Raw genomic sequence first — 3,576 nt, 5'->3', positions numbered from 1 at the left:
CCGCGCGCAGATCCAGGAGGTGGGCGAGTTCGAGTTGGGTGGGCGCCCGCGATGTCGAGGTCGACGGAGAGTCGGGCCCGCTCGTGCCTGCTACAGCAAGATCTGTCTCCGTGCGGCGGGTTTGTGACTGTCAGGGAGCGAGCCTGTGACGGGAGAGCCCATGGAGAACACCGGGGCACTGCACGGGTTCGGCAAGCACCGCCGCCCGTTACTGACTTCGGCTGGTCAGGGTGACGTGGGTTCGTCGAGGATCAGGCCGGTACCGGCTATGAAGCCGTCAAGGGTGCCGGGCCGGTACTGAAGGCGCTGAGCCGGTTACGGACGAGGGCTTCGAGCCGGTCGAGCGCGACCACGGCGAGGTTGGCCAGGCTGCGCTTAACGTGTGCCCATACCCACTCGACGGGGTTGAGGTCGGGTGAATAGGTGGGCAGTAGGAACACCGTCAGCACTCACGCTCGGCGATCAGCTCGCATGGCGTGGGAGACGTGGGTGTTCAGACGCCCAGGCCAGCACGATCGGTGCCTTGACGGGCTGGTGGACGCCGTCGGCGAGCGCGATGAAGTCCCGCTCGCCCATGTTGCGGCGTGCGCTGCTGCCCGCCCGGTGAACGCGCAGACGGTGGCACAGCCGGGTGCGCGAGCCTGGCCGTATCGCGATCAGCCCGGCCACTGACAGACGCCCCGAGCGGCGCCCGCTGACGGTCACGACCGGGGTGTGACCGCGCCAGCCCAGGTTCGTCTTTTGGGCGGCCGGCGGGTGAACCCGGCTTCGTCCTCGAAGCAGATGTAGCCCCCGCAGGCCGCCCGGGCCCATTTACCTCCGCCCAGGTCCCCTCCTTCCACGCGGTCACGGCCTGCTCGTCGCGCTCGGCGACCCGCGGCGCGGGGACCTGCGGGCTGAAGCCGAGCCGGTGGATCAGCCTCGTCGCGCCGGAGACGCTGTAGGAGACGTGCAACTTCCTGCCGATCAGCGTGGCCACCCTCGATGCGGTCCACACCTGGTCCTCCACCCAGCCGTGGGCAGCCGGGGCCCTCATCGAGGTACGCAGCCAGTTTCTCCAGGCAGCGCGGGGACAACCGGCAACGGAATCCGCTCGGGCCACGGGAAGCAAGAGATTCACGACCGCCAGCCCGCCACAACTGGTGCCAGTGGTTAGGTCGTTTCTGATGGCTCTTGCTGGGCTGGGTGGATCAGTGCTCTGGCTGGGCAGGTGCACCTCATGGTGCGGCGGCATGAGCTCACGGATGCGCAGTGGCAGAAGATCGAGTCGTTACTGCCCGCCAACGGCAGGCCGGGCGGGCAATGGGCCGATCACCGCAGAGTGATCAACGGGGTGTTGTTCCGGGCCCGTACCGGTGTGCCCTGGCCGGATCTGCCCGAACGCTACGGCCCCTGGCAGACCGTCTACGAGCGGCATCGCCGCTGGTCGGCGGACGGAACGTGGCAGCGGATCCTGGGCGAGCTGCAGATCGAGGCCGATGCCGCCGACCCGGACGGCAGCCTGGCCCAGACAGTGCGGGAGGAGAGCCGCCAGCGTGGGCGGGAGTGGGCGGTGAACATCGACTCCACCTCCTGCCGGGCCCACCAGCATGCCGCCGGTGCCCGCCGCCGGCCGCCACGCGACTTCCCGTAAAAAGGGGCGGGACGCGTGAGGAAACCGATGGCCGGGAGGCCCTGGGACGCTCACGGGGTGGACTGACCACCAAGGTCCATCTGCTGTCTGACGACCGGGCCCGCCCGCTGACCTGGCAGACCTCCCCGGGCCAGCGCGGCGACAGCCCCATGTTCGTGACCGTGCTGGAGAACTTACGGATCCGGCGGCACGGGTCCGGGCGGCCGCGCAGCCGCCCGGACCGCATCCGCGGCGACAAGGCGTACTCCAGCCGGGACAATCGCGCCTACCTGCGGCGACGGGGTATCAAGGCGACCATCGCCCAGCCCGACGACCAGCGGGCCAACCGCGGGCGCAAGGGCCAGGCCGGAGGACGCCCACCGGCCTTCGACAAGACCCAGTACCGCCGCCGCAGCGCCGTCGAACGGTGCGTCAGCAAGTGGAAGCAGTATCGGGCAGTGGCCAGCCGGTACGACAAGCGTGACTACATCTTCAACGGCACCCTGGCCGTCACCGCCATCGTCATCTGGCTCCGAGACACCGTCCAAGAGCCATCAGAAACGACCTAGCCGACTTCACGCTCACCCGCAACCGCCGCGCGACCTCAGACGGTTTGATCTCCTGCTCGAACCACTCAGCCGCCTGCATCCGTACTGACTCACGGCGCCGACTCCCGCAGGAGGCAGCCCGCCCCCATCCGCATATCTCACACCACACGGATACAGCCGCCCACCCACACCCATCAGAGGCTTCGCAAAGATAAGGCGGGCCACGCGGCTGCCCGTCAATGCCGGTCACGAGTAGACGGAGAGTCAACGCCGTTTCAGTGCGTCATGGCCAGGTTGAGGGCCGGTTCGTTCAAAGCCTTCCGGCAGTGATCGAGTCATGCCGCTGTACCGGGATCGATGGGACGGTTGTGCAGTGCCATCCCGGACGGGGTCTGACTCGTGAGATCTATGACCGAAGTGTCCAGTCACGGACCTGTCGACTGCCGTTGCGGGATGCTGCCTGCCACCGAGCCACAGGGCGTGTCCCTATAGGGGCCTTGCCGAGTTTCAGGCGCCATCACGGTTCAGACCGCCCGAGCAGGCCGGTGCCATTCACCCTAGCCAGCACGTCACGTGGGAGGCGAACCATCATGACGACCCGACAGCGCAGCACCTCCTCGAGCACGGATCCGCCCGTTCGGCGCGAGGTCGTCCTGGGCGTGGACACGCACGGCGAGGTGCATGTTGCCGCCGTGATCTCCCCGCTCGGGAAGAGCCTGGGAACGGAGTCCTTTCCCGCGACGGCGGCCGGCTACCGACAGTTGCTCGTGTGGGCCGGCAAGCGGGGTACGGTGCGCCGGGCCGGTGTGGAGGGCACCGGCACCTTCGGCGCGGGCCTGTCCCGCTACCTGCTGGCCCAGCAGATCCAGGTGTACGAAGTGAACCGGCCCGACCGCTCGGCCCGCCGGCTGCTCGGGAAGTCGGACCCGCTCGACGCGCAAGCCGCCGCGCGAGCCGTGCTTAGTGGCCGCGCCCGGGCCCGCGCCAAGTCCGGCGACGGTCCGGTGCACAGCGCCCGGATCTTCAAGCTCGCCAAGGACTCCGCGGTCAAGGCCCGTACCCAGGCGATCAACCAGCTCAAAGCCGTCCTGGTCATCGCCGATCCCGTACTGCGGGAACGACTGTCCAGCCTGGGCAACCGCGAGCTGTTCCGCACCTGCGCACGCCTCGGGCCAGACGACGGTGAGGAGGGCGAGAGCGCGGTGGTCCAGGCCACCCATATGACTCTGAGAATGCTCGCGGAGCGCATCGAGCAGCTCACCGGGCAGATCAATGAGCTGAACCAACGCCTGACCCAGCTCGTCGAACACCACGCCCCACAGCTGCTCGTACCGGTGGGCATCGGCCCGGACAGTGCCGTTACTCTCCTGATCACCATGGGAGACAATCCCGAGCGGCTGAACACCGAGGCGTCCT

General features: G+C 68.4%; 2 protein-coding genes and 2 pseudogenes. 2 read left to right on the top strand and 2 right to left on the bottom strand.

Annotation, left to right across the window (positions count from 1 at the left end):
- Positions 1-225: 225 nt before the first annotated feature.
- Positions 226-1,163 (bottom strand): annotated as a pseudogene (locus ABEA26_RS36515) (IS630 family transposase); the annotation flags it as partial.
- Between the two features lie 56 nt (positions 1,164-1,219).
- Between ABEA26_RS36515 and ABEA26_RS35360 the strand changes: the two are divergent.
- Positions 1,220-2,181 (top strand): IS5 family transposase gene (locus ABEA26_RS35360; protein WP_345598098.1). Its coding sequence is split into 2 segments (ribosomal slippage): positions 1,220-1,618 and positions 1,621-2,181, totalling 960 coding nucleotides; the frame shifts between segments, so codons are not numbered across the junction.
- Here the strand turns inward: ABEA26_RS35360 and ABEA26_RS36510 are convergent.
- Positions 2,180-2,322: pseudogene (locus tag ABEA26_RS36510) on the bottom strand (IS630 family transposase); the annotation flags it as partial. The gene ABEA26_RS35360 and the pseudogene ABEA26_RS36510 overlap by 2 nt on opposite strands.
- A gap of 428 nt (positions 2,323-2,750) precedes the next feature.
- Between ABEA26_RS36510 and ABEA26_RS35355 the strand changes: the two are divergent.
- On the top strand, positions 2,751-3,576 hold an 826-nt coding region (locus tag ABEA26_RS35355; RefSeq protein ID WP_345598096.1), incomplete at its 3' end, for an IS110 family transposase.

It is taken from the genome of Streptomyces marokkonensis, assembly GCF_039539045.1.
GTDB lineage: Bacteria > Actinomycetota > Actinomycetes > Streptomycetales > Streptomycetaceae > Streptomyces > Streptomyces marokkonensis.
The sequence above is the reverse complement of the archived record's forward strand: the minus strand, read 5'-3'. Positions and strand labels throughout refer to the sequence as shown.